At 44.3% G+C, this 26,352-nt stretch carries 24 protein-coding genes and 1 riboswitch; of the genes, 6 read left to right on the top strand and 18 right to left on the bottom strand.

Annotated features, from left to right (window positions below; all coding sequences use genetic code 11):
- Positions 1 to 189: 189 nt before the first annotated feature.
- Entirely contained in the window at positions 190 to 762 is a 573-nt protein-coding gene (locus ACUYLD_RS18455; protein WP_029517614.1) for a shikimate kinase, read from the top strand.
- A gap of 105 nt (positions 763 to 867) precedes the next feature.
- On the opposite strand, the gene aroD is transcribed toward ACUYLD_RS18455, so the two are convergent.
- The 3 genes from aroD to ACUYLD_RS18440 all read right to left on the bottom strand — a co-directional run bounded on the left by aroD (position 868) and on the right by ACUYLD_RS18440 (position 4,040).
- Positions 868 to 1,632: a type I 3-dehydroquinate dehydratase gene (aroD, locus tag ACUYLD_RS18450; protein ID WP_322162456.1), complete on the bottom strand. Its 765-nt coding sequence runs from the start codon at positions 1,630 to 1,632 to the stop codon at positions 868 to 870.
- A gap of 103 nt (positions 1,633 to 1,735) precedes the next feature.
- A complete protein-coding gene (locus tag ACUYLD_RS18445; protein ID WP_446675680.1) occupies positions 1,736 to 2,998 on the bottom strand; it encodes an MFS transporter in 1,263 nt (420 codons plus the stop codon).
- A gap of 130 nt (positions 2,999 to 3,128) precedes the next feature.
- Positions 3,129 to 4,040: a LysR family transcriptional regulator gene (locus ACUYLD_RS18440; protein ID WP_254351147.1), complete on the bottom strand. Its 912-nt coding sequence runs from the start codon at positions 4,038 to 4,040 to the stop codon at positions 3,129 to 3,131.
- Between the two features lie 216 nt (positions 4,041 to 4,256).
- Here ACUYLD_RS18440 and ACUYLD_RS18435 point away from each other — a divergent pair, with 216 nt between their 5' ends.
- Together ACUYLD_RS18435 and ACUYLD_RS18430 are read left to right on the top strand one after the other, a co-directional pair.
- Positions 4,257 to 5,447, top strand: a complete 1,191-nt coding sequence (locus ACUYLD_RS18435) for an MFS transporter (protein WP_446675679.1) — start codon at positions 4,257 to 4,259, stop codon at positions 5,445 to 5,447.
- 29 nt (positions 5,448 to 5,476) lie between these two features.
- Positions 5,477 to 6,367 (top strand): shikimate dehydrogenase, encoded by an 891-nt coding sequence (locus tag ACUYLD_RS18430; protein WP_307353954.1) that lies wholly within the window; start codon positions 5,477 to 5,479, stop codon positions 6,365 to 6,367.
- Between the two features lie 116 nt (positions 6,368 to 6,483).
- On the opposite strand, the gene ACUYLD_RS18425 is transcribed toward ACUYLD_RS18430, so the two are convergent.
- The 11 genes from ACUYLD_RS18425 to ACUYLD_RS18375 form a co-directional block, all read right to left on the bottom strand.
- A complete protein-coding gene (locus ACUYLD_RS18425) occupies positions 6,484 to 7,710 on the bottom strand; it encodes an RtcB family protein (RefSeq protein ID WP_250259319.1) in 1,227 nt (408 codons plus the stop codon).
- A 231-nt stretch (positions 7,711 to 7,941) separates the two neighbouring features.
- Positions 7,942 to 9,150, bottom strand: coding sequence for a M20 family metallopeptidase (locus ACUYLD_RS18420; protein ID WP_250267503.1), 1,209 nt, complete (start codon positions 9,148 to 9,150; stop codon positions 7,942 to 7,944).
- A gap of 64 nt (positions 9,151 to 9,214) precedes the next feature.
- Positions 9,215 to 10,102, bottom strand: a complete 888-nt coding sequence (locus ACUYLD_RS18415; RefSeq protein WP_061830647.1) for a MetQ/NlpA family ABC transporter substrate-binding protein — start codon at positions 10,100 to 10,102, stop codon at positions 9,215 to 9,217.
- Positions 10,103 to 10,145: 43 nt separating this feature from the next.
- Entirely contained in the window at positions 10,146 to 10,808 is a 663-nt protein-coding gene (locus ACUYLD_RS18410) for a methionine ABC transporter permease (protein WP_069291173.1), read from the bottom strand.
- On the bottom strand, positions 10,798 to 11,823 hold the full coding sequence (locus tag ACUYLD_RS18405; protein WP_061830651.1) for a methionine ABC transporter ATP-binding protein: 1,026 nt from the start codon (positions 11,821 to 11,823) through the stop codon (positions 10,798 to 10,800). Before ACUYLD_RS18405 ends, ACUYLD_RS18410 begins: the two co-directional genes overlap by 11 nt.
- Before the next feature lie 324 nt (positions 11,824 to 12,147).
- Complete coding sequence (locus ACUYLD_RS18400; protein WP_103049808.1) at positions 12,148 to 13,149, bottom strand: Gfo/Idh/MocA family protein; 1,002 nt, start codon at positions 13,147 to 13,149, stop codon at positions 12,148 to 12,150.
- A gap of 197 nt (positions 13,150 to 13,346) precedes the next feature.
- Entirely contained in the window at positions 13,347 to 13,988 is a 642-nt protein-coding gene (locus tag ACUYLD_RS18395; RefSeq protein WP_013308920.1) for a deoxynucleoside kinase, read from the bottom strand.
- Positions 13,988 to 14,608 carry a deoxynucleoside kinase gene (locus tag ACUYLD_RS18390; protein ID WP_254351154.1) on the bottom strand — a complete coding sequence of 207 codons (621 nt, stop codon included), beginning with the start codon at positions 14,606 to 14,608 and terminating at the stop codon, positions 13,988 to 13,990. Before ACUYLD_RS18390 ends, ACUYLD_RS18395 begins: the two co-directional genes overlap by 1 nt.
- Before the next feature lie 145 nt (positions 14,609 to 14,753).
- Complete coding sequence (locus tag ACUYLD_RS18385; RefSeq protein WP_025683815.1) at positions 14,754 to 15,353, bottom strand: response regulator transcription factor; 600 nt, start codon at positions 15,351 to 15,353, stop codon at positions 14,754 to 14,756.
- Positions 15,350 to 16,483: a sensor histidine kinase gene (locus tag ACUYLD_RS18380; RefSeq protein WP_069291170.1), complete on the bottom strand. Its 1,134-nt coding sequence runs from the start codon at positions 16,481 to 16,483 to the stop codon at positions 15,350 to 15,352. Before ACUYLD_RS18380 ends, ACUYLD_RS18385 begins: the two co-directional genes overlap by 4 nt.
- Positions 16,484 to 16,550: 67 nt before the next feature.
- Complete coding sequence (locus ACUYLD_RS18375; RefSeq protein ID WP_013308916.1) at positions 16,551 to 17,612, bottom strand: fatty acid desaturase; 1,062 nt, start codon at positions 17,610 to 17,612, stop codon at positions 16,551 to 16,553.
- A 213-nt stretch (positions 17,613 to 17,825) separates the two neighbouring features.
- Positions 17,826 to 17,910, top strand: a riboswitch (ZMP/ZTP riboswitch).
- A gap of 112 nt (positions 17,911 to 18,022) precedes the next feature.
- Here ACUYLD_RS18375 and ACUYLD_RS18370 point away from each other — a divergent pair.
- Positions 18,023 to 18,889, top strand: a complete 867-nt coding sequence (locus ACUYLD_RS18370; protein WP_069291169.1) for a bifunctional 5,10-methylenetetrahydrofolate dehydrogenase/5,10-methenyltetrahydrofolate cyclohydrolase — start codon at positions 18,023 to 18,025, stop codon at positions 18,887 to 18,889.
- A complete protein-coding gene (locus ACUYLD_RS18365; RefSeq protein ID WP_250259326.1) occupies positions 18,886 to 19,521 on the top strand; it encodes a cyclodeaminase/cyclohydrolase family protein in 636 nt (211 codons plus the stop codon). Before ACUYLD_RS18370 ends, ACUYLD_RS18365 begins: the two co-directional genes overlap by 4 nt.
- Before the next feature lie 219 nt (positions 19,522 to 19,740).
- On the opposite strand, the gene ACUYLD_RS18360 is transcribed toward ACUYLD_RS18365, so the two are convergent.
- Positions 19,741 to 20,733 (bottom strand): ABC transporter substrate-binding protein, encoded by a 993-nt coding sequence (locus ACUYLD_RS18360; protein ID WP_446675678.1) that lies wholly within the window; start codon positions 20,731 to 20,733, stop codon positions 19,741 to 19,743.
- Positions 20,734 to 20,925: 192 nt separating this feature from the next.
- On the bottom strand, positions 20,926 to 21,318 hold the full coding sequence (locus ACUYLD_RS18355) for a winged helix-turn-helix transcriptional regulator (RefSeq protein WP_165179453.1): 393 nt from the start codon (positions 21,316 to 21,318) through the stop codon (positions 20,926 to 20,928).
- Positions 21,319 to 21,461: 143 nt separating this feature from the next.
- Here ACUYLD_RS18355 and ACUYLD_RS18350 point away from each other — a divergent pair, with 143 nt between their 5' ends.
- Complete coding sequence (locus ACUYLD_RS18350) at positions 21,462 to 22,136, top strand: NAD(P)H-dependent oxidoreductase (RefSeq protein WP_322162428.1); 675 nt, start codon at positions 21,462 to 21,464, stop codon at positions 22,134 to 22,136.
- Between the two features lie 101 nt (positions 22,137 to 22,237).
- Here the strand turns inward: ACUYLD_RS18350 and ACUYLD_RS18345 are convergent, their stop codons facing one another.
- The gene (locus ACUYLD_RS18345) at positions 22,238 to 25,108 is read right to left on the bottom strand and encodes an S-layer homology domain-containing protein (RefSeq protein WP_446675677.1); all 2,871 of its coding nucleotides are present in this window, start codon (positions 25,106 to 25,108) and stop codon (positions 22,238 to 22,240) included.
- A 421-nt stretch (positions 25,109 to 25,529) separates the two neighbouring features.
- Complete coding sequence (locus ACUYLD_RS18340) at positions 25,530 to 26,237, bottom strand: hypothetical protein (protein WP_446675721.1); 708 nt, start codon at positions 26,235 to 26,237, stop codon at positions 25,530 to 25,532.
- Positions 26,238 to 26,352: the final 115 nt, after the last annotated feature.

Below are 26,352 nucleotides of genomic sequence, written 5' to 3'. Positions count from 1 at the left end.
AGACTTGAATATCTAGTCTCGTTGACTTACTCTAGATCACTATAATGGTATTCACAAGCTCTTTTCCGTCCTATACCTTATTTTTGATGTGATCTATACTATTGAATGACACGTTGGATGAACGTATAATGTATTTAGTGCTTTGAAGCGTTACATCTCAACATTACTGGTGAGAAAAGAGTGGTTATCGTGCAAAACAATAGTGAGATTCCATTAAAAGAACAAAATATTGTGCTCATCGGCTTTATGGGTGTAGGCAAAACAACGATCGGTTCCCATCTAGCGCGCAAGCTGTATCGCGATTTCGTGGATATTGACCAGGAGATTGAACAAGAGTACAACATGCCAACAACCGAGATTTTCAAAACTTATGGAGAGAAACGTTTCCGTGAGATTGAAAAAGAGCATATTTTGAAGCTGTGCAGCAACACACGCCTTAAAATCATTTCCGTTGGCGGTGGTGCATTTTTACAGGAAGAGGTGAAGCAAGCTTGTTTGGCTTCATCGATTGTTTTCTTCTTGGATTTGAATTGGGATTCCTGGAAAGATCGGCTTAAGATGCTGATTGACACCCGCCCCAATCTACAAAACAAGACTTTAGGGGAAATTGAAGATCTTTTCCGTTCCAGACAGGACATTTACGCGGTGAATCACTCCAAGATCGATACGGATCAGTTGGATGCGGAAGAAGTCGCAGACTATATTATTCAAACGCTGAATCTAGGTTGGGAGTTATATGAACCTACTCGGGGATTGAATTAAGAGTTACACCAAAAAGGAGGGCTCCAGCATGCTTACCGCATGGGGCCCTCCTTTTTGGTTCACTACGGATATATTACTGACTGGTGAGAAAATGCTATCCATCTTTTAAGAATGGCTATGCAGCACCGTCAATATCTCTCTCAGTTCAGTGACAGGAATCTGCCCTGGAGCGGAAGCTTTCTTAGCAGCACCAAAGGTCAGAGCCGAACCAAACAGTTCTCCGGTCAAGCGGCTCACGACACCTTTCCCCGCCATCGACATCGTAATAATCGGCCGATCTGCATGCTCTTCTGCCATGGTACGTGTGGCATCCAGCAAAGTGAGAACATCGGCTGTATTGGTCGGCATCACTGCTATCTTAGGCAGATCGCCTCCCAATTCCTGCGCCTTGCGTAACCGGGACACAATCTCCTCCTTCGACGGCGTCTTATGAAAATCATGATTAGATATAATCACATATACGTTATGCTTATGTGCTGCTTCTACCAGCGTCTTCACATCAGCTTCCTCATTAAAAAGCTCTACATCAATAAGTTCAACTTGTCCCGTTTCGGCTACTGTACGGTTCAATTCCACATAACTCGCCGCACTGATTTCCTTTTCTCCGCCTTCCCGAGCGCTACGGAACGTAAATACGAGCGGAATATTTGCTAAAATAGACCGAATTTCATGTAAGGCAGCTTTCACCTTTTCCAAATCCTCCACATGCTCGAAAAAATCGACTCTCCACTCCACGATATCCAGGTCGAGCGTACGCAAATAAGTGGCTTCTTCCTTCAACTGCTCCAACGTTTCTCCCACCATGGGCACACAAATTTTTGGCGCTCCTTCACCGATCAGAACATCTCTCACCTTTACGATTTTAGCCATCTCTATCTCACTCCCAAATTACAGTTTCAAGTCGAACATCTACAATAATTCATAGTATAACGCATTCTGAATAAGCATGCAGATGATTAGGTCCTGTCGTCATTTATTTGGTATCCAGTACGATTTTAGGGGACAATTTGCGACTTGCTGGAAAAACTAAACTGTACCGAAAATTAACAAACACCGCCAGTACGATCCCCAGCACATTCACAATAATAGCTAGCATAAAAACACTCGATATCTGAGAATGTTTCAAAAGAAAGCCTGTAAACACAGGAATGATCGTGTATGACAGCGAGGTTGCTGTATAAACAAACCCGGTAATCTGTCCTTTTCGTTGACTAAAAAATTCACTCATTACAGTTAACGTCAGCTGGAGTACACCCGATATTGAAAACCCAATGACACTCGCACAAATAATGGCCGCCGCCCCTGACTTGAAAAGAAGAAGCGCTCCAAAAGCCAACAAGGAAATACATGGATAAATAAGAATAATGTGAACAGGTTTAACCCATTTTCTTAACACAATTACCAATACAAACACGGAAATCAGCGAACCGACATTGTAATAAACTAATAATCTGAGAGACTCTGATTCGGTCATACCGATAAACTGTTGTCCAAAAGTAGGCAGCCATAATTGCACAATATAAAGCAGGGTAGGTCCCGTAAATCCGAGCAAGATAAGGCATAGTCCCTCCTGCCAAAACCGCGGCTTACTCCGGTCATTTGTCTCCAATTTTCCCGTTTGCTCAACGCTTGATACAGAAGTATCACCAACTGGCTCCTTGGGTGACTGAACCCGCATGTCTGGGAACTTCATCTTGAACAAGTGAATTGCATTTAAAGCAAATATGAGGGCTGGTAAAAAGAAAGAGAACCCGTAGAAAATGTCGTGATTCATAAAAAAGATAATCATTAACGGCAAAAATGCCGCCCCGACGGATATAAAACCTCTCACCAACACTGTAGCCGAACCAGAGGATTGGGGGAAAGCTTCGATCAGCGCTGGATAAGTACCTGAATCAAGAAAAGAATTCGCTACACCTGCCAGCACTGCCAGTATGATCGCCATCTCAAAGCTGGGACTCAGCGGTATACCGACCAAGAATACAGCCATCAGTAGTCCTGCTGCCACAATAAACGGCTTACGACCATAACGGTCGGAGAGCACCCCGGATATGTACAGCGTAAACAGCCTGCCAAATCCCATCGCAGAAACCAAGAGACTGATGCCCGCCTGATCTGTATGCAAATGCTCTGTTAAAAATGACATGTGGGACGCTAGCATAATATTAAACATGCCGAACAAAAGATAGTTTACATAAAGGCCTGTCGCCACTGGAAAAGAAGAACGTTTCATCATGAATTCACCTGCTTTTGTAAGTAAGTCTTGTAGTATTAAAAATGTGAATCATTTCACATTACCTGTGTCGATGATGAAGTATAGAACACATTTTAAGATTTATCAAGTTTAAATATTGCGGGACCTCAGCCTAGACGCGCTGATGCGTTTTCAGATAGAACTCCTTGCCGTAACTTAGTGCAAAGTTCCGAAAGTCCACTACTGCCGGGGATAAATATCTATTTTTGATGCTGGCTAGGTAGATAAAACGCTCGTATTCTGGATTTACAATAGGCAATGTTTTGACGTTAAAATAATCTAACGATGAAATTCGAGGCATAACCCCAATTCCGTAATTGACAGACACCAGTCCTGCCATTGCTGTATCCTCTTCAATCTCGCAAATAATCTGTGGCGTAACACCCGCTTTGGCGAACAAATTTTCAATAATGGGCCGGACCCCACTCTTTTTGTTGAAGAAGATCACCGGATAATCGGCTGTATCCTTGAGATCAATTTGGTCTAGAGTCGCCAGTGGATGATCAGGCGAAACAATGACAACCAGTTCCTGCTGAGCCAACGGAATAAACTCCACATCCGGTTCATTTTCCATGTGAGAGCAGAACGCCACATCATAATGTTCCTGCTTTAGCCCCTGGATAATATCGTTCGTATTCCCTTGGTGAAACGAAAAGGAGATATCTTTATGGGCATCCAGAGCTGAAAAGGCTTGAATAATTGCTGGAATGAAATGCGAGCCTAACGTGTAAATGAACGCCAAATCTATATTTCCATGGCTTGGACTCACTAACTCCCGTAAGTGGTGTTCTCCCTTTTCCAATTCATCCATCGCGTGCTCCACATACTTTAGGAAAAATCGTCCGTATTTGTTTAACCGAATATTTCTCCCCTGCTTCTCGAACAGATGAACTCCCAAATCTTTTTCTAATTCTGAAATCGCATGACTTAAACTGGGTTGAGTAATACATAGCCGCACAGCTGCCTGGGTAAAATGCTCCATCTCCGCAAGTACACGAAAATATTGTAAGTGCTTCAGGTTCATAATGATGTACTCTCCTTCTTTAATTCATATTTTAAATTATAGACCCAAACTATGAAAAACGATAAAAATATGCATTGGATTTATAATAACACTCCTTATATAATAATGACATAGAAAGAATGTGAATAATTTCACTTATCTGTAGGCGTAATGTAATACAGCTGGACGATGCCTACCTAGGCCATTGATCTAAAATTTAAGTTGGGAGTTACACTTATGAAAAATCCTTATATCAGAATGGCAGCAGGGCTTTACATCAACTATTTTCTTCTGGGTATGATCAATGTTATTCTATCGTCGAATATGAGCTTCCTGACCGTTCAATTGAACACGGATAAAGCAGCCATCGGCTATCTGGTGTCCGCGATTGGGATCGGTAAGCTGCTCGCTCTCGGGGTAGCCGGAAAAATGTCAGACAAATACGGAAGAAAACCACTCATTGTTATTGCATCATTTGCTTATTTAATCTTCCTGATCGGCATTCCGCTTGCGCCTAACTATACGTTGGCATTCGTGTTTGCTATTATCGCAGGGCTTTGCAACTCTATGATGGATGCAGGAACGTATCCTGCATTAATTGAAGGCTTTGGAAAAAAAGCCGGGTCTGCAACGGTACTGGTCAAAGCATCCATCTCTATCGGTGCTATTGTGATTCCATTCATGATTGCTTTCTTTATTAATCACGACATGTTCTATGGTTATTCCTTCTTTATTCCAGCAGGGATTTATCTGCTGAACGGTATCTTCTTGTCGATAACAGCTTTCCCCAATCACAAAGCAGAGGAACAAAAGGCTTCAACGGAGGCTGCCCAATCCACCGATACTTTCCGCAGCGAGCCTAAGTTTTGGCAAGAAGGTTTATCTCTGATTATTATCGGTTTTACTTCTACTGTATTGTTCATGATCGTACAGCTATGGCTTCCTACCTTTGGACAAGAGGCCCTGGGCATGGACAAAGCCAGTGCCATTAAACTGCTGAGCTACTATAGTATAGGTTCATTGGTTTCCGTTATTCTGTTAGCTGTGGTACTTGGTAGATTCATTAAACCGATTACTGTCATGATTGTATATCCGCTTATTGCCCTGCTTTCTTTGTTGGCTTTAATTACATGGCACAATCCTGTCGCTACTTTGATCAGTTCATTCCTGATCGGTTTGTCTACCGCAGGCATATTCCAAATTGCCCTCACGGTTATGACGGAATTTTTCCGCAAGAACAAAGGCACTACGACTTCTCTCGTGAACATAGCAGCCAGTCTTTCGTTCATCCTGATGCCTTTGGCTACCGGGGGCATGTCCAAAAGTTTGGGAATTACATCGGTATTCATTCTGGATATTGCGATTGCTGTAATCAGTATTTTGCTGGCCGTGTTTGTTGCTTATCGATATAAAAAAGTATTTCATTAAACCACACAGATTACTTGGAGGCTTATATTATGAAAAATGCTGGACGTATTGACGGAAGAACACAATTAATCGGACTGCTTGCTACGCCAATCGGACACTCTTTGTCCCCGGCTATGCATAATCTTGCGTTTGAAAAGCTGGGCCTAAATAACGCGTATATGGCCTTTGAAGTAGGCAATGAACAACTTGAAGAAGTGGTACGGGGGATGCGTGCTCTGAACATACGCGGTTATAACGTGTCCATGCCTAACAAAACAGCTATATTACAGTACCTTGACGAGCTGGACGACAGTGCTAAATTTACAGGTGCCGTCAACACCGTCGTGAACACAGATGGTAAGCTGAAAGGCTACAGTACAGATGGATCTGGTTATGTTCGCAACTTGCGTGAACACGGCATTGACCTGAAAGGTAAGAAAATGACACTTGTCGGCTCTGGCGGCGCAGCTACACCAATTGCTATTGAAGCGGCTCAAGCAGGTCTGGCTGAAATTTCAATCTTTGCCCGTAACGATCAGTTCTTTGCTCGTGCAGAAGAGAATGTCCGTATTATTAATGAAGATATGAAACACACCCAAGTTAAGGCGAATATCTATCCATTGGAAAATCAAGAACAGCTACGTGAAGAGATCCGCACAAGTCATATTCTCGCTAACGGTACAGGTGTTGGTATGAAACCGCTGGAAGGCAAAAGTGTGATTGAAGATGTGTCCATGCTTCGTTCCGACCTGATCGTAACCGATGTAGTGTACAGCCCAGCTAAATCCAAGCTGATGGAGCAAGCAGAATCCGTAGGTGCAACCGCCATTAATGGTCTGGGCATGATGCTGTGGCAGGGCGCATTAGCCTTCGAACTGTGGACAGGCCAAGAGATGCCAGTCGCTTATATTAAAGAACAGCTTTTTGCTGATCAGCTGTAGACATAGAGTTGCTAACAAGTGCACTAAGCAATGAATTCCTTCTATTATATACTCATGCATGTACTCAAAAGACTATGCTCGGCGAATGAACACTTCTGCCGGGCATAGTCTTTTGATTAATCCTTATAAGGGTCAAATTCATTGGCCCCAGCCATGCATACCCCAATAGGCTTCAGTTCATGCATAACTTCCACGGTCTCGGAATGAGCATCCAGTACCTCGCGTAGTTTACGGTAGACGAACGGGCTTTCATCTGTACCGGCTCCGCGCAGCTCGACACCATACTTCCGAACGGCCTCCTTCATCTGTACGTCCGTGATTTGTCCACCACTCCGTGTACGGGTTTTCCAATTCATTTTACCGGCTGCCTGGGTACGACTCATAATACGACCTGCGCCATGGACTGTACTATAGTAGGAATCCCGATTTTCTACCGTATCTCTTCCACGCACAATTACCGAAATATCGCCCATGCTTCCTCCAATAAAGCCCATCTGGCCAGGTGCCGAGGGAGTGGCGCCTTTACGGACCACAATGGTGTCACGCCCATCATGCTGTTCTTTCCATGCGTAATTATGGTGATTATGCACAGTAAAGTCCGCTTCGGTTCCCATAATACCAAGCACTTGTTCTATCACATAGTCACGTCCCGCATACGCATAGCGTCCGGCAAGACGCATCGCACGATAGTACATGTCCCCCAGCTCACTGTTCATATCCAGCAGCACAGGCGGTTGATCCATATGTTCTCCCGGCGCCTTTCCGAGAAACTCTCGTCCAGCGGCCAAGTTTAGAAACCCACTTGCTGTTTTGTGTCCAAAGCCCCGACTGCCGAAATGATTGGCAACCCAGACCCGCCCTGTCGCTTCCTCCACGAATACATCAACAAAATGATTGCCACTCCCTACTGTACCCAGCTGTTCTCTCGCCAAGGACTTCAGTTTGTCGTGTTCTTGTTTCCCTATCGCTGCATATACCGCCCAGTCCGGATCATCGAACAGCTCATGGTCTACCTGAATCGCATTCACACGGCCTACGCCAAACGAAATATGACGTGCAATCTCATCCATCACGGCTGAAATACGCGGCATAATATCCGCTGCAAACAGCTTCGTTCTTACCGCCTTATTCCCGCAACCGATATCATACCCGACACCTGAAGGCGAAATTTGTCCGTCATACACCATCACACCGCCAATCGGCTGACTGTAGCCTTTATGATGATCTGCCATCAGCAGCGCCTGAATCACATTCCCGTTTTCGGCACATGTACGGGCTTGAGATAATGCCCCTGGATCAGGTGCTCCCCATACTCGTACTCCATTGATTTCTTGATAAGCCATCGTCGTTTCATCCTCCTGTAAGTCACTCCATGATTACACTTGTAAAGTCGTTAATTGCATTATGTACGTTTTACCAGCTTCCGAACAGGGCGTAAGTATTACAAGTACAATAGTAGGTATCCCCTAAGAAAATGAAAAAGGATACCCATGCAGCCAACCAGACTGTAGGATATCCTCTTCAACTATAACACTCATATTAGACGGCTCTGCTATGCCCTGTGTGAATTTGGCTTACTGTGCCACTAAATGCGTACGCTTAAAATCTTCCTTCACCGCAACCAGTAGTGTTTCATTCACCAGTAGCTCCAAGCCTGACAAGGCTAACGCCTTGGCTCCAATCTCTAAGGCTTCCTCACCCTTCTCAGAGCCAGCCGCTTCCCTGAATTCCACCGTATGAGCGATGAGATCATCTGGACCGATTTTAATGTAAGCATGTGCAGTCGGGATAACATGGCTCACATTCCCCGCATCCGTCGAACCCAGTCCGGCACGAGGGCCACGATCCAGCTGTTCTCCCAGCGCCTCCAGTTCACGACCTACTACCTCGTCCAGCGTATCGTTCAGAATGAAATCACGCACTTCATTTTGAAAACGTTCGATTTTCACAGTGGCTCCTGTTGCCAAAGCAGCAGCATCTGCGATATGGCGAACTTTCGTGGAAACCTCCTCTGTGCGCTGCCAAGTACTTGCCCGAATGAAAAAGCGTGCCGACGCATAGTCCGGAATGATATTGGGCGCGTCTCCTCCATGCGTAATGATGCCATGAATACGCACATCGGTCGGCAGTTGCTGACGCAAAGCATTGATACCACTGAACAACTGTAGCACCGCATCGAGCGCATTGATTCCCTGCTCTGGTGATCCTGCGGCATGAGCCGCTTTGCCGTAAAAATGAAAATCTAGCGGATCAACTGCCAGACTTGGTGAGGTCAGCCGGGTCACACCGGATGGATGAACCATCAGTGCAGCATCAATCCCTTCGAACAGCCCGTGCTTCACGAAGCTGCCTTTTGCACTACCATTAGGACCGCCTTCTTCCGCTGGTGTACCGAACACATACACCTCACCTCCCGTTTCGTCGATCACCTGCGCCAAGGCGATGGCTGCTGCCGTGCTTGCGGTTCCGATAATATTGTGGCCACAAGCATGGCCCAGACCGGGCAATGCATCATATTCAGCCAAGTATCCGATTTTCGGACCTGGCCTAGCAGAAGCCTTACGTGCAACAAATCCGGTTTCGTGTCCCGCTACATTACGAGTTACCTCAAACCCCGCTTGCTCCAAAATACCCGTCAGTGCCTGGGAAGCTTGAAATTCTTGATTGCCGATTTCGGGATTAGCATGAATAAACCTGCTCGTTTCCGTGTAAAGCTGACGAGACTCCTCAATTTTCTCAATAATCCGCTGTCTATGTGTATCGACCGTATTCGTTGTACTCATCGCAATCTCTCCTCGTTTCGAAAATAGATTAGTATGCTTCCAACCCTACTTCTGTTCAACATTCTTATTTCTTTTGCGCTTTAACATCTGCTACCAGCTTATCCAATGTGGCCTGTAGCTCTTCGGCAGACTGGTCTACCACGACGTTAGCTCCTTTGGAATCCTGTTTTACCGCCTCGGCTACATCAGCATCATGATACAAATCCACGATCGTTTTGTAAGTCGCATTATCCTTATCCTCCGCACGGGCAGCAAACACGTTCACATATGGCTTCGCTTCTTCGCTGCTTGCATCATCCTTGTAGATGGCTCCGTCCAGCTTGAGCCCAGCATCCGTAGCAACACCGCTGTTCACAGCTGAGGCGGCTACATCAGACAAGACGCGCGGCGTCTGCTGGGCAACAACTGGGACAATCTCCAGCTTTTTAGGATTACCTTCTATTTCATCCGTGGTTGGATACAGGCCCGCATCCTGCTTCAACTTAATCAGCCCTGCAGACTGGAGCAGTTTTAAAGCCCGTCCCTGATTGGAGGGATCATCCGGTATAGCAATTTTTGAGCCGTCAGGAATATCCGATACGTTTTTGAATTTTTCAGAGTACAGTGCCATCGGAGCGATAATCGTTGCACCAATAGGGACGATATTCACATCATTTTCTACATTAAACTGACTGAGAAAGGCCAAATGTTGAAAGGAATTCAAATCTACCTCTTTATTGGCGAGCGCCTTATTGGGTAATGTATAATCCGAGAAACTGATCAGCTCAATTTCAATATTTTTGGCCTCTGCTTTCTTCTTGAGCACATCCCAATACGTGTCCTCAGATCCTGAAACCCCGATTTTAACATGTACTTTTTCATTTGAATTTGAGCCCGAACCGTTAGCCGAGCAAGCAGATAGAACCGCTACACTAAGAATAGCTAGTAAACCCAAGCGAAATATTTTTTTCATTTTCATTTCCCCTTTAATCGTTATGTATAATACGCTGTTTCCATTAGCGCCGTAGAAATTTACGAGACAAGTAGTTCCCCGCATATTGGGCGACCTGTACAAAAATAATCAGCAAAACAATCGTGACAATCATGACCGAGGTATCGAATCGTTGATAACCATAGGTCATTGCCAGATTCCCAAGGCCTCCTCCGCCCACCGTACCAGCCATGGCAGAGAAATCAATCAAGGCCACGGTAATAAACGTCAACCCAAGAATCAAAGGTCCCAGCGCTTCCCGAATCAACACACCCGTGATGATCTGAAATGGAGTCGCACCCAGTGCCTTGGCAGCTTCTATCATGCCCGGATCTATGGAGACCAGATTATTTTCCACAATTCTCGCTACAGCAAAGGCCGCTACAATAGTCATTGGGAAAATAGCCGCCGAGGTTCCAATCGTGGTTCCCATGATTAAACGCGTAAACGGGCTAATCGCCACTAAAAAAATGATAAACGGAATCGGGCGAATGATATTAATCAGCAAATTCAGAAACATAAACACAAATTTGTTTTCAAACAAGCTCCCTTTACGTGTCACATACAGTACTAAACCAATCATAAGCCCCAGAATACTGGCAAAAATCAGCGTGACAACAACCATCAAAAGCGTTTCCCCTGTAGCCTCCACTACCTTGAGCCAAAATGTATCCCAATTAACTCTCATGATCGATGACCTCCCTGACTTCCACCGTCGTTCGTAGTTCCTCCACGGCCTTGTTAACTTCATCGTCTGCACCGATTAACTCGACAATTAAGCTTCCGAACAGCGCTCCCTGTAGCTCATTAATACTTCCATATACAATGTTGTAATCCAGATTATGCTTCCGTGTCGCTCTAGAAAGCACCGGTTCACTGGTCGCCCCACCCCGAAAAACAAGTCTGTACAATCGGCCAGCGTGATGCTCCCGAATCTTGCTCAGCAGTTTGGGTGAAAGCTGATCATTCAGTACAGAGCGAATAAAATTTTTCGTTGTCTTCGTCTGTGGATTGGCAAATACATCGAACACACTGCCCTGCTCAATCACCCTACCATTCTCCATCACCGCCACACGGTCACAAATACTGCGAATCACATTCATTTCATGGGTAATGAGCAAGATCGTAATCTGGTACTCTTCATTTACTTTTTTCAGCAGCCTCAATATATCTTCTGTCGTTTCCGGGTCGAGGGCCGAGGTCGCTTCATCACAGATGAGAATATCGGGCGAATTCGCCAGTGCTCTGGCAATGCCGACCCGTTGCTTTTGCCCGCCAGATAACTGCTCCGGATAGGAATCCGCTTTGTCCTCCAATCCAACAAATTGCAGTAGCTCCTTAACACGAGCATCTATCTGTGTCTTGGGCAGTTTAGCCAGTTTTAGAGGATAAGCCAGATTGCCATATACAGTACGAGAGTTAAACAAATTAAAGGTTTGGAATACCATCCCGATCCGTCTTCTTAAATTCCTTAGTTCCTTAGGACGTATCTGAGTAACATCCTGATCATTAACGACAATTCGTCCCTCTGAGGGGCGTTCCAGTAAATTGACAAGCCGTAGCAGCGTACTTTTACCTGCACCGCTAAAACCAATCACGCCGAAAATTTCTCCTTTTTCAACCGATAACGAAACCTTTTCGAGAGCATTTACCTTACGATTGGGTAAGGTAAATATTTTGCTAACTTGTTCAAACTTTATCAAACTGCTTCCTCCTTACGTCTACAATGTATGTATTCCTCCACCCCATTTTAGTAATCCGGTGGATTTAATCGGATTTATACCCTAAAAAAAACTCCCTAATCTTCGTTTGACCGAAAGTGGGATTATTTAACTGTATATTGCATTGTTAACACCTTAAGACAAGAAGGAGAATCTGTCAATAAAAAATGAATATAGCCTTCTGACTCCTGTCATCACAATTGCTTACACTTTTAGGGCTACAAAGCCAAATAAGGCTAACCGTATATTTGCAAAGTTTGCAAACCGGCAGCCCTTTGTGCATTGCAATCTCGATCATTCCACAGACTAATGTGCAGAAGTATTTTTCAAATCTGCTTCATAACGAAGGCCGAATTGTTGTCTTGCCTCCTCCATCACTTCAGCGACTGTAAGTGAACACTCCAAGGAGTTAATGGAACTGTTGCGTTCACCACTCTTGATCAAATCAATAAACTCCTGAATTTCATAATACATTGGCTCACGCGTCTGAGCTTTGGTTAGATCCTCAATTGTGCCGTCCCGATAATGAATTTTCACCTCATAGGGCTGGCTGATTTTGTCGATCACCATCGTTCCATTCTCACCCTGAATTTCAGCAGGCAGATAGGAATCTGTAATTTTGGAATACATGACGATAGCATCCATATCAGGATACTTCATCACGATACTGCCCTCGCCATCGACACCAGAGGATAAAAGTACACCAACCGCCCGAACCTCCTCAGGTTTGCCGAACAAAGTCACCATAGGATACAAACAATACACTCCAAGGTCCATCAAGGAACCATTGGAAAAGGCCGGATTAAACGCATTCAATACCTTACCTTGCTTAAAAGCATCAAAGCGTGAGGAGTATTGACAATAGCTTGCAAAATAACGCCGAACCCGGCCTATTTTATACATATGATCCTTTATTATTTTAAAGTTAGGCATCAGTGTGGATTTAACGGCCTCCATCAGCAGAACATCGTTATTGCGTGCGGCTTCGATCATGCTCTTCACCTCTGCTGCATTAGACGCAAAGGGTTTCTCACACAACACGTGCTTTCCGTGATTCATACATAAGATCGCCTGCTCCGCATGTAAGGAATTGGGGCTGGCAATATATACGGCATCGACCTGATCACTTGCGGCCATTTGCGCCAGGTCTGTAAAAACCTCCGGCTGGCTGTTATATTTGTCAGCAAAAGCTTTGCCCTTATCCTCTGTGCGTGAGTATACCGCCGTCAGGGAAAATTCGTCCGTCTCCATCGCAGCTTGAATAAACCTCTCTGTTATCCAGTTGGTTCCAACAATACCAAAACGCATCACAGTATCCCATCCTTCCCGTGAGTCATTACAATTCATATGTACCTATTCTCGCATTCCAGTCTAAACTTGTCCACTATACCATGAGTCATATCTCATGCTTCAACATGTTCATTCGACAATAAAAGACTGTAGTCTATCAGCATAATTTATACTGATTGTACCACAGTCCCTGTCATTTATTTGGGGTTATATCTCTATTTTTTTGATATCACTTTTCCTACTTCTTCCAAAATGGCATCCATAGAAGCTGGGTCGTGTACATCATACTCATCAATGTTTAGACGCAGTACAGGACAGGCATCAAATTCGTTGATCCAATTGGAATATCTGCGATGCATTTGCTCCCAATAAGAACGCTCGGTCTGGATCTCCATCTCGCGGCCGCGTTCCTCAATCCGACTCAGTATGGAGGGCAAGCTACCTTCCAAATAGATCAACACATCAGGGTGCGGGAAAAACGGTGTCATCACCATCGCCTCAAACAGGCTAGTATACGTTTCATAATCGGTAGGGTTCATCGTTCCCTGATCGGCATGCATTTTCGCAAAAATGCCTGTGTCCTCATAAATAGAACGATCCTGTACAAAACCTCCACCAGACAAGAAAATATTCTTTTGTTCCTTGAAGCGTTCCGCGAGAAAATAAATTTGCAAATGAAAGCTCCATCTTTCGAAATCGTGGTAAAATTTCTCCAGATAGGGATTATGATCAACCTGCTCCAAAGAGGTTTTAAAACCAAGACGTCCGGCCAAAGCACCAGTCAGCGTAGATTTGCCTACACCCACTGTGCCCGCTACCGTAATCAGGGCATTCGCAGGAATGTTGTAATTATTCACTATATAAGCTCCTTTACATCGGAAACAATTTGTTTAAATTGTGCCTGATTTTCTACAAAATCAATTTCATTCCCGTTCACGGTCAATATACGAGGGGAAGGGGACTGTTCAGCGAGAAACTGCATGCCTTTATCATAATCTATGATCAATTGCTCCAGATAGGCGGGGTCCATCTCCTGTTCAAAAGAGCGTGCACGCTTGCGAATTCTCCCCAGCAAGGTATCCAAATCTGCTCTAATATAAATGATAATGTCCGGCTTAGGCATATCATCGGTGAGCAAATGATAGATTTGACGATATTTTTCGAGCTTCACACCCTTAAGCGTACGTTCGGCAAAAATTAAATTCTTGTAGATATGGTAATCAGAAATAACGGGCTGAGCTTTCTCGATATATCGCAGACCGGTATCCTCCAGCTGCTTGTACCGATTGCAGAGAAAGAACATTTCCAGCTGAAAACTCCACTCATCTATATTTTGATAAAATTTATCGAGAAATGGGTTCTCCTCGACAATCTCTTTGATCATCGGCAAATGTAGCTCGGTTGAAAGCATCGAAGCTAACGTCGTTTTACCTGCTCCGATCGGCCCTTCAACGGCTATAAATGGGGCTTGTTTCATGGGGTTCTGCTCCTCCTTGTACTCCAGTCCATCCTGTGGACAACTATCCTATTGTATCACAAGGTAGTACGCTAAAGGCATACCAAATCTATGGATAAAACAAAAAAACAGAGCGCTACATTTTGCTTCATAGCGTCCCTGTTTCTCATTTAAACCAACCTTTTTCGTTAAAACGTGTAATTGCCTCAATCCGGTTACTGACACCCAGCTTATCGAGAATGACTGAAATATAATTGCGCACCGTCCCTGTCGTTAAATACAGTTCACCAGCAATCTCTTTGGTGTTCTTTCCGTCAGCAATGAGCGCCAAAACGGTTTTTTCACGCTCTGTTAGCGGGTTGACTTCGGCATAAGCATCATCGACCAGTTCAGGGGCATAGATACGCCGACCTGCCATAATACTTCGAATGGAGGAAGCCAGCTCTTCACTAGGACTGTCCTTGAGCAAATAACCGTGTGTCCCCGCCTTGATCGCTCGTTCAAAATACCCGGGGCGGGCAAACGTAGTTAAAATCAGCACCTTGCAGTTCAAGCCTTTGAGTTCCTCAGCCGCATCCAATCCGCTCTTGATCGGCATTTCGATGTCCATAATGCATATGTCTGGCTGATGCAGCTTCACCAGCTCTAAAGCTTCTTCCCCGTTGCTTGCTTTTCCGACTACTTTCATGTCCTCTTCCAAGTCCAGCAGGGAGGCTAGAGCACCCAGCAGCATACGCTGGTCCTCCGCAATGACAATTCGAATCATGGCCCCACCTCCTCATTCGGCTTTTCAGTGATATTGGGCACTTTAATAACCAGGGTCGTTCCCTGATCTGAACGCAGCTCCATACATCCGTTCACGAATTCGAGCCTTTCTTTCATACCTTTCAGGCCGTTTCCACGAAAGGTTCCATTTTCTCTCGTAATACCGACTCCATTATCCTGAATTCGAAGGGTTAATTCCTTACGAGACGGCTCAATGGTGATGGAACAAGCGGTGGCTCCACTGTGCTTAACCACATTTGTCACTGCTTCCTTCATACACATACTAAGGACATTTTCATTCATTAATGATGTATGCTCCAGCTTCGGGTCGCCCTCTAGAGTCAATTCAATGTGAGCAGCCTTTAAAATCTGCCGAATACGTAGCAGTTCATCCTCTAATCGCATACCGCGCATTTGAGTAACCATTTCCCGCACCTCTTTTAGTGCGCTTCTCGCCGTGAGACGAACATCGTTAATTTCAGCATGAGCCCGCTCCGGGTACTGATCCATCAGTTTGCCCGCCAAATCGCTCTTCAGCCCGATGAGTGACAGCTTCTGACCTAAGGTATCGTGCAGGTCACGCGCAATTCTTTGCCGTTCCTCCAGCTTAATCAATTCCGATATTTTCTTATTGGCATCCTCCAATTGGACTTGGAGCCGATCGCTTTTGTTGCGATTAAAATTCGTAATCGGAAGGAGAATCACACCGATCAGATTGAGCAGGATAAAAGGAATCTGTTTAATAAAAACGGGATTCTGAGAAACAAAACCGTAATTGATCAATCCAATCGTAATAACCATTAAAATAATATACAGCGTCGTAAATGCAGCCTTACTTTTAATATTACCGATCAGATAGGCGATAAATATGGAAAAATACATATAGCTAAACAGCAGTGTCATGGTAATCGATATGGCAATTTGTACACTGGTCCAAAAGTATATGAGCCAGCCTTTCGAGACAAAAGCCAATACATAACATGCAAAAAACACCAAAATAATAGCAGTACCCAGAATAATATGACTTGTAGATGAAGAGCTAAAGTAGTAAAAGGGCAGGATATAAAAGACGACCCACACATAAGGGCTAAGTCCAGTATTTCTTTGAAAAATCTGATACCATTTTTGCATCCTGCCACCCTCTTCTACTTCACTTGACTTATATCTCTTATCATATCATACCAAGTTTTGTACAACGTTATTTTCTTTCTGTGCTTACAACAGGTGTAGGGATGGGTTTCGTAACTGCAACACGTTTGCTGAGGAGCGGCTTCACTTGTTTAAAGGTCAAAAAGGTTTTCGTATTTTCATCCCAAAGGCGGAACTTCAAAGATTGCAGACTGCTACTCACTGTGATCGTGGTTGCTTTTTGAAGTAACGGTGTCGCTTCATGTGCTTTTTCCAAATTATAATTTGGCACTTTGGGACTCAAGTGATGTACGTGGTGAAATCCGATATTCCCCGTAATCCATTGCAATACTTTAGGAAGCTTGTAGTAAGAACTGCCTTCTACGGCTGCATTAATATAACTCCACTCTTCATCATGCTCAAAATACGAATCCTCAAATTGATGTTGTACATAGAACAACCAGATGCCCAACATACCGGATACAAAAAAGATAGGTGCCTGTACGAGAAGGAAGGCCTGCCATCCAATAGCCCAGCACAACAGTGCATACAATGCAACGATGGATATATTCGTCACATGAGTGTTCATTTTTTCCTTGCGTTTGGCTGTCTTGATATTAAAGCGATAGGAAATCAAAAAAGTATAGATCGGACCTAGTCCGAACATAACCCAAGGATTTCGATATATACGATAGGCCAGCCGTGTCCATGTGGAAGCCTCTGTGTACTCTTCTACCGTAAGCACCCACATGTCACCTGTGCCTCTTTTATCCAGATTACTGCTGGTTGCATGGTGGATCGCATGACTATTTTTCCATTGATGATAAGGACAGAGCGTTATAATACCTGTAATCGTTCCCACAATGTCGTTCAGCTTGCGGCTTTTGAAGAAGGATTGATGACCACAATCATGAAAAATAATAAACGTCCGTACCACAAACCCGGATGCAACAATGGCAATGGGAAGCGTCAGCCAGTACGAAACCGACAGGCTAAGATAAGCAGCATACCACAATAGGATCAGTGGACCCAAAGTATTGATGAGTTGCAGAACGCTGGATTTCGTGTTTATTTTCTCGTAGGGAGCCATATTTTTTTTCAATTGGGCTAATGGGAGTTGTGTCATACTCATTATGATCCTCCTTTAAAATGACGCCTATACCTTGATCCTGTTAGGCGTACATGTTGATCTAATCTCAGTATAAGGTGAAGACTGTAGACGCTGTAGTCATAAACGTCAGCTCGGGTATATGACATTTGTCATATAGACAAGTAACATAACCCGTTTTCCAAATGTTCGCGGGTTTCTTTTCTGAGGATTATTTGTTAAAATATAAGACATAATAACGCTGTATGTGACTGGCGAAGTCAGTGGAATGAACCACGAGGGAGCATACAAAAAAAGCGTACCGTTCGCCTGGGAGAAGTATTTGCAGAGGATTCGTCTGTCTTGACGACCTTGTGCAAATACTTTTTTTCGTTTTACAAGACCATGACACCCTGTTGATAAATCATGCGATAAATTCAGAGGAGGCTCGGACTATGGCTATTATCATGAAATCCAAAGAAGCAGCTGAGCAAGTATATGCAACGATCCGTTCACAGGTAGAAGAAATGAAGCAGCAAGGACACCGTCCCCATCTGGCGACACTATTGGTAGAAGGCGATCCGGCTTCTGCCTACTATGCCCGGACCAAGCAAAAAATAGCGGAGAAGCTGGGCATCTCATTTCATCTTCATACTTTTGATCGTCATGTTAGCGAAACCGAGCTACTGCACCTGATCGGCAGTCTGAACAATGCACCCCATGTACATGGCATTATGCTGGAACTGCCGCTTCCCCAACATCTTTCCGCCTCCGTTATTAAACAATCCATCGCCCCCTACAAGGATATTGATGGAATTACACCTGATAACAAGCTGGCTACCGTAACAGGTGACGCAGGACTATATCCCGCAACACCTCAAGCCTGTATCGAGCTGCTCAAGCATTACGGTCACACATTGGCAGGCAAAAATGTCACTCTCGTGGGCATCGGACAGACAGTGGGACTTCCCCTTTTCCACATGTTGCAAAGAGAAAATGCCACCGTTACCGCCTGTCATGCAGGAACACGTGATATTGCAGAGCATCTGAGCCATGCAGACATTGCCTTCGTCGCAGTCGGATGCCCTGATGTGATTACACAGGATATGGTTCATCCCGGTCTGATTTTGGTAGATGCGGGAATTAATGAGACGCTAGAGGGAAAAATAGTGGGGGATGCCGCTTTAGACGTTGGGGAAAAGGTCCATGCCATTTCTCCGGTTCCCGGCGGTGTTGGCACCTTAACAACTGCGATTTTATACAAAAATCTGCTCAAAGCAATACATCTGCAACACTACTCCAGAGAGGTGGTCTATTCATGAGTGAACTGTCGTGGAATCATTCCATCGGGCATTTTCTAAAAGAGGCTGCAAGTGCAGCACCTACCCCCGGCGGAGGAAGTGTATCCGCACTGGCTGCGGCACTAGGCGCGGCTATGACCTCCATGACCGCCAACCTTTCACAAGGAGAAAAATATGCGCATATCCATGAACAAATCACGGACGTCATTAGCAGCATGGAAAGATTGTCTACACATTGTGAGGAACTAATGGTCGCAGACATCCAATCCTTTGAACAGTACATGACCGCGCTGCGTTTGCCCAAGGAAACGGACGAAGAAAAGCGCTATCGTACCCATTCCTTACAGACGGCGGTGATCGCTGCCATTGAGGTACCCATGCGCCTGCTGGAAGTATGCCGGGACGGATTGTCGCAAGCCTACAACATTGTGGAAATATCCAATAAAAATGTGATTTCGGATCTTGGCATCGGCGCGATCCTGTTCGAAGCCGCCGCTCAATCCGCCCTGCTTACCGTCGACATTAACCTTGCTTCGCTGAAAGATTTGGATGTCAAATACTCCTATGAGACCAAGACAGCCGCACTCATCCGTGAAATCGGACAAATCAAAGAACAAACCTTGTTGATGGTGCGCAGTCGAATAGCGAATTAGTCTGCTCATAACCGTGTTTAACCTGTTCCAAAACATTTCTTCAAAAAAATAGCTGATTGGATACAAAAAGAAGATACTATTGAAATTACGACAAAATAGTAAATTAAAAACCAGTCCAAACATGATTCATGTTGGACTGGTTTTTAATGCTATATACTGCGTATAACATGCGAATTCCTATCTGTTTTGAGTAATTCATTACAACGCAGAATCTCACATCTATTGTTTAGCTTTATTCTCTTTTTCTCTTTCGACCAGCATATCTACGATCATATCAATTTGCCCGGTAATAGCGATTGGATCATAACGATAATACGTATCAAAATCGTTAAAGAACACTCTATTGTTCTTCACCGCTGGAAGATTCCCCCACACAGCGGACGACTTTAGTTGTTTGAGCGCGTCACCCTTTTTCTCGGGGTCATACGTAGTCAGGAACATATAATCTGCGTCATACTGTGGCAATACCTCCATCGAAAGCTGCACCGTTTGTTCCTTGGAGTTCACTGTTTTCTTTGGCATGTTCAGTTTAAGTGCATTGTATACAGCTTGGCCGCCGCGACCCGCATTGTCACCAAAGATCCAAAGTGCATGCTTGTCCGTCAACTCATACAGACCGAAAGTTGCCTTTTCGTCAATCACACCTTTAAGACGTGCGCGACCTTCAGCGGCCTTTTTATCAAATGCAGTAATAAATTGCTCGGCCTTCTCCTTTTCCCCAGTGATATCGCCGAACAGCTTGACCGTATCATAGATATTATTCGTCGTACCATACGGAATGTACAGGGTAGGTGCGATTTTAGACAAAGCCTCATAATTCGTATCCTTCATAACCACGATCAGATCGGGTTTGAGTTCCAGCGTCTTTTCCAAATTGGTCGGATCACCCACCTCTTTGGTTCCTTTTTCCTTCAGCAAATCGGTCAGAAAAGGATTTTGAAACGCAGTCGGCTCCACACCCACCACGTTAGCACCCACGGACAGCAATTCTCCGCCGTAAAAATCCGTTACAATGCGCTGTGGCTTAGCAGGAATTTGAATATCCCCTTTAACCGTTTTAAAGCTTCTAGTCTCTCCAGTAGTAGCCGACTCTTGCTTATCTTCTGAAGATGAAGCCGGACTACTTCCATTATTATTTCCGCCGCAAGCGCTGATGAATACAGACAATACAAGTAACATAGCTGTCATCATAAAATACGATTTTCTTTTCAACTGATTAGCCCCCTATATATTGTGGAGATGATCTCCAATACAAATGATAATGATTATCAATATCGTAAGAAATATATCAAGCGTTGTCCTTGCTGTCAACTAAAAAACGAACTTTGCATCATTTCACTTTAAAAAACAAAAGACCTGCCAAAATGATGGCCAAGTCTTTTTTCGTGGAGCCGTCTCAAAAACCTACACATTGGGGCTAGGCTGCTGGAGACTGCTTTCTGATGATCGCTGTTTTGTTTTATATTCTTCTCCCCAATCCTTCATCAGGTTAATAATCGGGATCAGCGTTTTTCCAAATTCAGTTAGAGAGTATTCGACCTTAGGAGGAACCTGTTGGTAGACTTCACGGTGAACGACTCCGTCCTCTTCCAGCTCGCGCAATTGGAGTGTCAGCATACGCTGAGTAATTCCCGGACAGATCCGCCGAAAATCACTAAATCGCTTAGTCCCATACATAAGATGATATAGAATAATCCCTTTCCATTTGCCCCCAATCACGTCCAGCGTGAACTCAACTGGACACGCCTGATCATTTCCAGCGGTACATTCCCCAAAGCCGCCTTTCCGATTGCGCATAGGCTTTTCTCCTCCTTGGTATCATTTTATATACTACAGCACATTAATGTGCGTACTTCAAAAACGATCATGTATATTCTAATATTAAGCATGTCACTTGGTAAGCGTCAATTTTAATCACATCCATAAGGAGTGGAATAACGATGGAAACCTTAACTACTACTAAAGATCAAATCTTATCTGCATACGAGTTCAGACATGCAACGAAGGAATTTGATAGTCATAAGAAAATTAGCGATTCCGATTTTGATTTTATTCTTGAAACCGGTCGTTTATCTCCAAGCTCATTTGGCTTTGAACCTTGGAAATTTGTTGTCGTTCAGAGTAAAGCAATGCGTGAGAAGCTGCTTCCTTACTCTTGGGGGGCCCAAAAACAACTGCCAACAGCCAGCCATTTTGTACTCATCCTCTCTAGACTTCCAGAAGATATGATAGCCTCCTCCGATTATATCAAGAGTATGATGGAGAACGTGCAGCAATTACCCGCTGAAGTGATTCAAGGCAGAGAAAAAGTGTATGATGCCTTTCTAAAATCTGATTTTGGGCTGGAGGAAAATAAAAGAGCCTTGTTCGAGTGGGGCTGCCGACAAACCTACATCGCACTGGGTAACATGATGACTGCCGCAGCTCAAATCGGCATTGATTCCTGTCCTATCGAAGGTTTTAATAAACAGGAAATCGAACGCATCCTCTCCGAAGAAGGCATCATGGATGCCGAGCATTTCGGTATTTCCTGTATGGTGGCATTTGGATACCGTCTGAACGAGCCGCGCGGCAAAACCCGGCGATCTGTAGATCAGGTTATTGAATGGGTGTAAAACCTTTTCTCTAAAACAAAGGGGTGTCCCCACAGCCATTTCGATGGCTGTGGGGACACCCCCTTTTCATAAAACATCAGCTCTTAACTCTTTCCAATTACTTACTGATAATTTACTTCTTCTGCAAAGTAAATATCCTTCAAACGATCCTTTACGCGTTGAATTTCATCCGCTGTTAAAGGAGCCGTTGGACATAGCTTGAAGTTCCTTCCGGTGACATAGCTTACGTCCGTGTGACTATTCTCCGGGCTGTAGGCCAGCTTCGGAACTGGTTTTCGGGTATAATCGGTAAAGTCAATAATGGACCATGCCGCATCTCCATCCTCTTTGGATAAAATAATCCGCTGTGAGGCATTTTCAGTCCACAAATAGCGCAGATTTGCTGGTGAATTATTGGAGTCCATAGCCGTCTTAATACCCGATCCTCTAAACATGAGCGTAAATTCCGAGTGATCATTATTGGATCCTGCTGCCGATTCATAAATCTGTTTCAGCCCGTCCACACCCACAATCTCGACCTTACGATCAAGCGGGAAGTGATTCACAAAGTTCTCCCATATTGGGCCCATGTTATGGGTGTTGGCAAGTGCATTAATGTCCAAAATAATGGACAAGTAGTTTATTGTATTTATACGTTGATAAGGGTTATCCAAATATTGCTGTACTATATACAGTTGTGGTGCCGCATCCGTCTCCGTCACATATGGGTCACCCGGATGAAGAGTCCAGCGTGAGGAATCTTTGGTATAGCGTGATCCAATCGGATCAATCGTAACCGAGTTCATGAATACGGTACCGCTATTATCTGCTAGTCCCTGTGCGGGAACAATTGGATTGTCCTTATGGGACCAGTAAGGCATCAAGGGTGAGCCCTCACCATACATGCCGTTGACATTATATTGTGTAGCCGACCATCCCATCGCGGATGTAATCCGATAGTGATCTTTAAGCCATTGAGTCTGTTCGGGATTCACCGTAAAGCTGGTCAATGATTTCGGAAGATACTTCCGATATTGGTCTGTATCCATGCTTTCAAACACGGATGGTGATCCCATTGTACCGGATTGGTGCAGCTCATTGAATGCATTGTAACGATACATGTATAGCCACTCACCCATCTTTGCTTCCCAAACAGGAAGCCCAGGCTCGGACTGGTTCGGGTACCCCGCCAGAATTCCGACTTCATCTCCATACTGATCGACGAATGCCAGAACCTGTTTAAGCTGTGGTCGATTCGCTTCTACAAAAACAAATCCATTTTGCAAGGCCCATGTCACTTTAATGTTGGGACCAAAGTGATCCATTAGCAATTGACGAGATTGCTTGATTTGGTCTACCGTAGTCGCGCTTCCCTGCAGCATGATGGAGACAGCAAAATATTGCTTTTTGCGTTCTCCAGGTTCTACCGTTAATTCCGCATCGGATGTGAGGTGAATTCCCTGGGATGGTGAATCAACTTCAATCTTTAATGGAATGACCGAGTTCACTGCCGGAATCAAATGCAGGTTGGCAATCTTTCCATCCTCGTCAAATATTCCTCTGGAATCCTCTACCCGAAGCTTCAAGTCTGACGGCAGTAATTCAGGAGCTATAACCTCTCCTTTAGCATTATGAAATACGTAGGACATATTCCAAGCAGCAGGATCTAAGGTTGCGGCCTCTGAAATGGTATACGTGGCCAAGTATACGGACCTGATTACGTTTGAAGGCTCTGCCGGTGGAGTCTTCCCTTTCACGATCAGCTTGGTCTGAGCTGTAAGGACCTGATAAGGTTTGGCAATAGTGACCTTCATTTCTACAGGAATGAGGCTGTCCGCAGCCGGAATATTTTCGGGATGCGCAATTTTCCCTTGTTCATCAAAAATACCTAACCTATCACTAAATGTGTACGTAACACTTGTGACGCTGGCAGCAGGAATGCTTACTGGTCGCCCTCCATTGTAGAGCTGAAAGGATAGCTGATACGAAGGGTACCTTTCCGGCTGATTTACCAGCTCCTGCGCCTTGATTACGACCTCATCTACCAGAAAATCCGAAGAATGATCCGGTGGAAGCACTGGTGGATCTGCCGGAATTACTGGTGGTTTGGGGTTAGGTCCCGGTGGTGTAACTGGCGGTTCCGGCTTCGGCTCCGGTGGTGTCACCGGCGACTCCGGTGAATCGGGGCTTGGGCGATGCTTTTTAGGCTCCTCAATTTCCGAATTCACAGGTTGTTGACTAATTTCCGGTGTCAAATCGACCGTGATCTTCTTCGATTCTTGTTGGCTGGTCGTCTGAGGCATCGTTGCAGTTCCACTTCCTAATAACTCCAGCAAACGCTTGGCACGTTCTCTCAGACCTCCACCGCCTAACCATATCCGATAAGCAACCAGCGTGGCGTCCTGCCGTCTCACAGACTCTTTAGGATGGAAATAGTGATTCGTATCTCCCTCGATCAGTTCCAGCCGTTCCATCAGCCATACGCTCGTTTGTGCATAATCTGATATATCAGATTGATCCACAAAACTGGATATACCAACCGATCGGGTATCTTCAGTAACACCAAAATAGCGGGCATACCAAACGGCCATATCCTGACGAGTCATATTATGCTTGGCACCGAATAATTGATCACTAATTCCTTTCGTAATTCTCTCTTCCTGTAAGGCCTGTACATAAGGTAGAGCCCATGGTGACACATCACGAAAAGAAGTTACGCCTCTGTTATTCGATGTTCGCTTTAAGGTTTTAGCGAAAATGCTTGCCCATTCCTGTCGCGAGATAAAATGTAAAGGTCGAAAGCTCCCATCCTGATAACCCGTAACATAACCTTGAGCAGCCATGGTCTCAATCGCATCAGCTGCATAGGAATGTTCGATATCATTAAAGGCTCTGTCCGCAAAAACAGGCGCACTATGTATACAGAACAACCAGACAGCCAGTAAACCAGCCATGTAAAGCCTAATTTGTTTTAACTTTTTCTCATAATTCATTATTCGAGATTATTACACCTCCTTTACGAGATAGCACTGGGCCACTTTCACCTGTACCTTCATATCAACTTTGAAAATTAATCTCTCTTGTTTTCAAACGGTTTTTCATTACTGTTAACACCAAACTGTATATACTTGAATTATCGGAATAATCTCCCTAGGATTGAATAAAACCAGCAAAAAAAGTGGTTTTGGCAATCTAATGTCCTGTTTATTCACCATGTTTTTTTAAGCCGTAATTCCCTATCACTAAACAATGGTTTTCATTGGTAATTAAATATTTATCACCTTTTTGAGTTACTATGTTGATCCCGTATACAAATAAAAAAGAGATAACATCTGTATCCGCATTCGCTTGGAGAATACAAAATGTTATCTCGTTCTCGTGTACATATATACTTATTAATTCCTGTCTGCTCTTTTAATTCTCTTTAAACTCAGAACCCTTATAAACATAAAAGTAGCCGTTTAAAGTTCCGTTTTGCGGATAAGCAGCAGGATCTTTGTCTTTTATTTGGCCTACCAACTCTCGATTTATAAGCGTAGCAGGGCCTTCCTCAATTAGTGCTTCAGCAGACATTTCAGTGATTGGTTTTACTGTGCTGGACCAGAATGTAACTAAGTAGACATCGTCAGCATTAAAATGATAGCGTCCTTCACTTGGAGTTCCCTCATAAAACAGCTCTGCCAAAGAAGCTGCCTCAGACCCTCTCATAAAAATTCGAATCTCATCGGTTCCGTTCCATCTATGAGGAACTCCGCCTTTTGGATTAACATATTCTACAATTTTTGGCTCCTTGTCGCTAATAAAATCAACAACTGCATATTTATAAACCTCATCCGTTACACTCTTGGTTGCTATTTCAGTTGTTTTTTCTGTTCTATAGCCACTGAACTTTCCATACACATTCGGGGTTTTGCCAATAGTAGCTAAGGCCTTTTCTTGATCCATTAATCCAGCTCTTCCAGCTACTGGTGTCAACCTATACGTCTTGATTTCAGTCCCCTTGTACTTATCCCAAGTGTATTCGTAATAATATTTCGCATAAGATATTCCACTGTTCCATCCTACAGATGTCAGCATGAGAATACCCATCATGAATACTAATGGCCATTTTTTCAACATTATACCCTCAACCTCTTTTCTCTAAGTACACTCAAATCATCATTAGCATTATAGCTTTTCAATAAATCTATCAACAGTTAAATATTAGAAGAAAGTATGGATAAATTATGTCCTTTCC

Source organism: Paenibacillus sp. SER-28 (assembly GCF_052906305.1).
This window is presented reverse-complemented; position numbering and strand designations above follow the sequence as displayed.

Excerpts from the sequence above, each read along its gene's own strand:
- ACUYLD_RS18400 (WP_103049808.1), bottom strand. The coding sequence starts at position 13,149 with ATGCGTTTTGGTATTGTTGGAACCAACTGGATAACAGAGAGGTTTATT.
- ACUYLD_RS18420 (WP_250267503.1), bottom strand. The coding sequence starts at position 9,150 with ATGAGTACAACGAATACGGTCGATACACATAGACAGCGGATTATTGAG.
- ACUYLD_RS18440 (WP_254351147.1), bottom strand. The coding sequence starts at position 4,040 with ATGAACCTGAAGCACTTACAATATTTTCGTGTACTTGCGGAGATGGAG.
- aroD (WP_322162456.1), bottom strand. The coding sequence starts at position 1,632 with ATGGCTAAAATCGTAAAGGTGAGAGATGTTCTGATCGGTGAAGGAGCG.
- ACUYLD_RS18380 (WP_069291170.1), bottom strand. The coding sequence starts at position 16,483 with ATGCAAAAATGGTATCAGATTTTTCAAAGAAATACTGGACTTAGCCCT.
- ACUYLD_RS18345 (WP_446675677.1), bottom strand. The coding sequence starts at position 25,108 with ATGAATTATGAGAAAAAGTTAAAACAAATTAGGCTTTACATGGCTGGT.
- ACUYLD_RS18425 (WP_250259319.1), bottom strand. The coding sequence starts at position 7,710 with ATGGCTTATCAAGAAATCAATGGAGTACGAGTATGGGGAGCACCTGAT.
- ACUYLD_RS18375 (WP_013308916.1), bottom strand. The coding sequence starts at position 17,612 with ATGAGTATGACACAACTCCCATTAGCCCAATTGAAAAAAAATATGGCT.
- ACUYLD_RS18365 (WP_250259326.1), top strand. The coding sequence starts at position 18,886 with ATGAGTGAACTGTCGTGGAATCATTCCATCGGGCATTTTCTAAAAGAG.
- ACUYLD_RS18410 (WP_069291173.1), bottom strand. The coding sequence starts at position 10,808 with ATGAGAGTTAATTGGGATACATTTTGGCTCAAGGTAGTGGAGGCTACA.
- ACUYLD_RS18435 (WP_446675679.1), top strand. The coding sequence starts at position 4,257 with ATGAAAAATCCTTATATCAGAATGGCAGCAGGGCTTTACATCAACTAT.
- ACUYLD_RS18350 (WP_322162428.1), top strand. The coding sequence starts at position 21,462 with ATGGAAACCTTAACTACTACTAAAGATCAAATCTTATCTGCATACGAG.
- ACUYLD_RS18415 (WP_061830647.1), bottom strand. The coding sequence starts at position 10,102 with ATGAAAAAAATATTTCGCTTGGGTTTACTAGCTATTCTTAGTGTAGCG.
- ACUYLD_RS18370 (WP_069291169.1), top strand. The coding sequence starts at position 18,023 with ATGGCTATTATCATGAAATCCAAAGAAGCAGCTGAGCAAGTATATGCA.
- ACUYLD_RS18355 (WP_165179453.1), bottom strand. The coding sequence starts at position 21,318 with ATGCGCAATCGGAAAGGCGGCTTTGGGGAATGTACCGCTGGAAATGAT.
- ACUYLD_RS18445 (WP_446675680.1), bottom strand. The coding sequence starts at position 2,998 with ATGATGAAACGTTCTTCTTTTCCAGTGGCGACAGGCCTTTATGTAAAC.
- ACUYLD_RS18385 (WP_025683815.1), bottom strand. The coding sequence starts at position 15,353 with ATGATTCGAATTGTCATTGCGGAGGACCAGCGTATGCTGCTGGGTGCT.
- ACUYLD_RS18430 (WP_307353954.1), top strand. The coding sequence starts at position 5,477 with ATGAAAAATGCTGGACGTATTGACGGAAGAACACAATTAATCGGACTG.
- ACUYLD_RS18390 (WP_254351154.1), bottom strand. The coding sequence starts at position 14,608 with ATGAAACAAGCCCCATTTATAGCCGTTGAAGGGCCGATCGGAGCAGGT.